Source organism: Sphingobium terrigena (genome assembly GCF_003591655.1).
Lineage (GTDB): Bacteria > Pseudomonadota > Alphaproteobacteria > Sphingomonadales > Sphingomonadaceae > Sphingobium > Sphingobium terrigena.
In genome coordinates, this window is the sequence record NZ_QVRA01000062.1 from 1 (window position 1) to 4,314 (window position 4,314).

Below are 4,314 nucleotides of genomic sequence, written 5' to 3' on the forward strand. Positions count from 1 at the left end.
GCAAGCTCAAGCACTTCAGGCGCATCGCCACCCGCTATGACAAACTCGCGGAGAACTTCCTTGCTATGGTCCAACTGGCCTCAATGCGCCTGTGGCTCCGCGCTTATGAGTCTACGACCTAATGCGGCAATGCCCGAACTCACACGCAAGCTGTGGTTCTCTACGCTCCTCGACGCGGCGATGCACCGGGCGTGGCTATTCCGCCTGGGGCGGCTGGATGCGGTCGGGCGCGTGGCGCATTTTCTGTCCGAAACCAATGTCCGGCTGGTTTCAGCCGACCTCAGCGATGGAACGCGTTTTGCCCTGGGAATAACGCAGGCGGATATTTCGGAAATCTGCGGTATAACGAGTGTCCACGCCAATCGCGTGCTGCGGCAATTACGGGAAGAGCGGTTGTGCATCTTTCGCTCCTCGCTCGTGGAAATTCTCGACGTCGAGGGTCTGGCCCGCAGGGGCCAGTTCAATCCTGCCTATCTCTACATCGAAAATAAATCCGGTCGCCCGGACATCGAAAGGCCAACATCATGATACCCCCAGAAGATTCCGGTGTTCAATTACTGCCCGGTAAGGCGAGCGTAGAAGAAGGGCTTGTCCTGCTGGATGGGCCGGATGGTGTAGCCGTCACCATGACAGCGTATGCCGCATCAGAAACTGGCAAAAGTCTACTCGAAGCGGCTCGACTGATTGAAGAAAAATCGGATAATGAAAAATTGTAAACAGATCTTCGTACCATAATTTTAATATTACATATGTTAAGCCAAATTTCGAAAACAATTCTCTATAATATACCGGGCAGCGTTTGGTTTCTCGAAATGGCAGACCTCCCGCTGCTAAGTTGCAAAATCGCCAATACACGTCGTTCTAGGATGTGCCGCTCTACCCAAAATTATACGTTTTCATGCAATCATCCCAAGTTGCTGCTGCCTATATGTTACCTTGCATCTCGATCGGCACGTCATCGTCCGGCTTGAAGTATAGAGCCGCGCATTGTTTCTTTAGGCAGCCTCCCTCTAACACCAAATCCTCGCGCCAAGCATCCTTGATGAAATCCATCGTATCGAGATGACGATCTTCGAAATACATACGGTGTACATCGTCCCGCCCCGCGCCGTAGACAATGCGCCCGACCTTTGCCCAGACAGATGCCATCGTGCACATCCCACACGGCTGTAGGGTAGAATAGAGAGTGGCCCCCCTCAGATCCATGTCGCCGTGCACTTTGCCGGCTTTCCTGAATGCCATCATCTCCGCGTGTGCAGTAGCGTCACATAGCTCCTCTGTTTGGTTGATTGCTCGTGCGAGAATTTTTCCATCGAGCACAATAATGGCTGCAATCGGCGTATCCTGGGGAGATTTGCCTTTGCTCATTGCCAGCTTGATAGCCTGCTCCATCCATGCCTTGTCCGTCTCATGAGTCATAATATTTGCGGTCCATCGTCTGCTTATCGACATTGACGATCTTGAATGGCGACCGTTCCATAAAGCAACGGTTGGCGGTGACGGACTTTGTCATTCACAATGAAAAAAGCGACTGTCGGCTATCTGGAAAGCGAATTTCTACCGTAAATGGCTGTAATGGGTCGATTGACCCTCGACCTTTTCATCAGGACCGGCGATATCGCCTTATGGCGTCCGATCGTAGAACCGTTGAATTCCTTGTTGAGCAAATGGCAGGCGGCGGCACCGTTTCAGCCAAGGCGATGTTTGGCGAATTCGGCATTTATTGCGATGGGAAAATGGTCGCATTGGTCTGCGACGACCACCTATTCGTAAAGCCCACGGTTGGAGGGTGGGCCTTCGCTGCCGGTTCGGAAGAAGCCCCTCCATATCCCGGTGCTAAGCCTTGTCTCCTGATCGACGCGGAAAAGTGGGATGACCGTGAGTGGCTTGCCGAGATCGTTCGTATCACATCTCAGGAATTGCCTGCTCCCAAGGTCAGGACCAAGCGCAAATCCGGTTGATGCACGCCTGGCAGCAGCCCGTTTTCGACAAACTAGTGTCTGCCTTCGGAATGTGGAGGTGGGATCCTTGAATGCCCGGGAAGGGTCGGCAGTTGCACTTTTCGATCACGATTCTAGGCTTAGCTATAATTTCGGCAACCTCGGTGCCAGCAACAATTTGCAAAACTGAGGCTGTTGCAGAACGCCGCATTCCAAGGCATGATCTGAAGCGTGGCGGGCAGGCCCTTTTGTGGGTGTGCCAAGTGAACCAAGTGCCTTTTCCCGTCGAACCCCGACGGCCCTTGTCTGTTTTAATTGCGAGTTCGGCAGACGTCGAGCCGCGAGGCAAAAACTCCTCGATCCGCGACGAACTGAGCCCAACCTATCTTGCAATCTGCTGTAATCGGATTCACGATGGCAACCGGTAGCCGTCAGCAGCGACAGAAGTTCCCTCGGCCTGATGAGTCGGTGCTCAACCTTGCCTCCTGCGACAGCGGCCCCGATCCGCGTCTGGTCAAGCTGGTTCGCCTGCTTGCCCGTCGTGCCGCGCGGAAGGCGTATCTGGAGATGCTGGAGGAGCGCCGCACGACCCGCTCCTGAGACGAGGAGTTCCGTTCCGTGAAGGTTGCTTTATACGCCCGCTATTCTTCCGACAATCAACGTGACGCCTCCATTGCCGACCAGTTGCGCATCTGTCGCCTGCATGCCGAAAAGCAGGGCTGGCAGATTGTCGAGGAATATACCGATCATGCCATTTCCGGCGCTTCGCTGCTCCGTCCTGGCATTCAGGCGCTGATCGCAGACGCCAGCCGCGGCCGCTTCAACTTCGTACTGGCCGAGGCCATGGATCGCCTTTCGCGCGATCAGGAGGATATTGCCGGGCTGTTCAAGCGCATGGCCTATGGTGACGTGAAGATGGTCACCCTGTCCGAAGGCGAGATCACCCATCTGCATATCGGCCTAAAGGGTACGATGAACGCCCTGTTTCTCAAGGACCTCGCCGACAAGACACGGCGTGGCCAGCGCGGCCGGGTCGAAAAAGGCAAGTCGGGCGGTGGTAACAGCTATGGTTATGACGTCGTCAAACGGCTCGATGCCAACGGCGAACTGATCCGGGGCGACCGCTCCATCAATGACGCACAGGCAAGCGTGATCCAGCGCATCTTTCGCGACTATGTCGCTGGCAAATCGGCCAAACGGATAGCAACCGAACTGAACAAAGAGGGTATCGAGGCACCGACCGGCGGCACCTGGGGCTTTAGCACCATAAATGGCAATCCCAAGCGCGGCACCGGCATCCTCAACAATGAGCTTTATATCGGCAAGCTGGTGTGGAATCGGCAACGCTTCATCAAGGATCCAGATACTGGCAAACGGCAAGCCCGGCCCAACCCAGAATCCGAATGGATCATCCAGGACGTGCCCGAACTGCGCCTCATCAATGATGCTCTCTGGCAGCAGGCCAAGGAACGGCAAAGATCCTGCCGGGTGAATCAAGCTGATGGCCCCATGAACTCTGCAAATTTCCGCGATCGCCGCCGCCAGAAATATCTCCTGTCCGGCCTGTTGCAATGCGGTTGCTGCGGCGGCGGATATTCGATGATTTCAGCGATGATGCTGGGCTGCTCGGCAGCCCGGAACAAGGGTACCTGTGACAACCGCCTCAATATCCGGCGCGATCGTCTGGAAGGGCGCGTGCTTCATGCCTTGCGCCATCATTTGATGGACCCGGCCCTGTTCGCAGAATTTTGCGACGAGTTCACCAGGGAGATGAACCGCATGAGGGGCGACGCTGGCGCTGCTATCACAGCGGCGCGGGCAGAGATTGCCAAAATTGACCGTGATCTCGACATGCTGGTGAACCTGATCCTGCGCGGCGGTGCCGCAGACAAGATCAACGCCAAAATGGTTGGGCTCGAAGCGCGCAAGAAGGAACTGGAGCGCGACCTCGCCCAGGCTCAGGAGCCCCCTCCCCTGCTCCATCCCAACATGGCCCACCATTATCGGTCTCAACTCGACAATCTCTATCGAGCGCTGGAGCATGACGACGAGAACAAGCGCTTCGAGGCGGCGGAGGTCATTCGTTCGCTCATCGAGGCGATCATATTGGTGCCCGAAGGCAGCGAACTGAAGATCGATGTGCGCGGCGATCTGGCGGGCATCCTCGCGATCGCGGTGGAACGCAAAAAACCCGCCTCGAGGGCGGGTGTTTCGAAGGCTGCGACCCCCTGTGGGGTATCGCAATTTCAGATGGTTGCGGGAGTAGGATTTGAACCTACGACCTTCAGGTTATGAGCCTGACGAGCTACCGGGCTGCTCCATCCCGCGACGGTAACGATAAAAGGGCGACCTTTTGGGTCGCCCTTTTATGAAC

5 protein-coding genes, 1 tRNA gene and 2 pseudogenes are annotated in these 4,314 nt (G+C 55.9%); 6 read left to right on the top strand and 2 right to left on the bottom strand.

Annotation, left to right across the window (positions count from 1 at the left end):
* The 3 genes and pseudogenes from D0Z70_RS24085 to D0Z70_RS24095 all read left to right on the top strand — a co-directional run.
* Positions 1-122, top strand: a pseudogene (locus D0Z70_RS24085) (IS5/IS1182 family transposase); the annotation flags it as partial.
* 1 nt (position 123) lies between these two features.
* Positions 124-528, top strand: a pseudogene (locus D0Z70_RS24090) (Crp/Fnr family transcriptional regulator); the annotation flags it as partial.
* Entirely contained in the window at positions 525-716 is a 192-nt protein-coding gene (locus tag D0Z70_RS24095; protein WP_119750727.1) for a hypothetical protein, read from the top strand. The pseudogene D0Z70_RS24090 and the gene D0Z70_RS24095, both read left to right, overlap by 4 nt.
* Before the next feature lie 208 nt (positions 717-924).
* Here D0Z70_RS24095 and D0Z70_RS24100 read toward each other — a convergent pair whose 3' ends face one another.
* Positions 925-1,419 (bottom strand): nucleoside deaminase, encoded by a 495-nt coding sequence (locus D0Z70_RS24100; RefSeq protein WP_119750729.1) that lies wholly within the window; start codon positions 1,417-1,419, stop codon positions 925-927.
* 206 nt (positions 1,420-1,625) lie between these two features.
* Between D0Z70_RS24100 and D0Z70_RS24105 the strand changes: the two genes are divergently transcribed.
* The 3 genes from D0Z70_RS24105 (at position 1,626) to D0Z70_RS24115 (ending at position 4,235) form a co-directional block, all read left to right on the top strand.
* A complete protein-coding gene (locus D0Z70_RS24105; protein ID WP_119750731.1) occupies positions 1,626-1,961 on the top strand; it encodes a TfoX/Sxy family protein in 336 nt (111 codons plus the stop codon).
* 393 nt (positions 1,962-2,354) lie between these two features.
* Positions 2,355-2,540: a hypothetical protein gene (locus D0Z70_RS25135; protein WP_119750733.1), complete on the top strand. Its 186-nt coding sequence runs from the start codon at positions 2,355-2,357 to the stop codon at positions 2,538-2,540.
* Positions 2,541-2,558: 18 nt separating this feature from the next.
* The gene (locus D0Z70_RS24115) at positions 2,559-4,235 is read left to right on the top strand and encodes a recombinase family protein (RefSeq protein WP_119750735.1); all 1,677 of its coding nucleotides are present in this window, start codon (positions 2,559-2,561) and stop codon (positions 4,233-4,235) included.
* Here D0Z70_RS24115 and D0Z70_RS24120 read toward each other — a convergent pair.
* Positions 4,192-4,268 (bottom strand) — tRNA-Met (locus D0Z70_RS24120). The genes D0Z70_RS24115 and D0Z70_RS24120 overlap by 44 nt on opposite strands.
* Positions 4,269-4,314: the final 46 nt, after the last annotated feature.

What these genes read in the sequence shown, in the direction of transcription:
- D0Z70_RS24095 (WP_119750727.1), top strand. Translation starts at nt 525, where the DNA reads ATGATACCCCCAGAAGATTCCGGTGTTCAATTACTGCCCGGTAAGGCG.
- D0Z70_RS24105 (WP_119750731.1), top strand. Translation starts at nt 1,626, where the DNA reads ATGGCGTCCGATCGTAGAACCGTTGAATTCCTTGTTGAGCAAATGGCA.
- D0Z70_RS25135 (WP_119750733.1), top strand. Translation starts at nt 2,355, where the DNA reads ATGGCAACCGGTAGCCGTCAGCAGCGACAGAAGTTCCCTCGGCCTGAT.
- D0Z70_RS24100 (WP_119750729.1), bottom strand. Translation starts at nt 1,419, where the DNA reads ATGACTCATGAGACGGACAAGGCATGGATGGAGCAGGCTATCAAGCTG.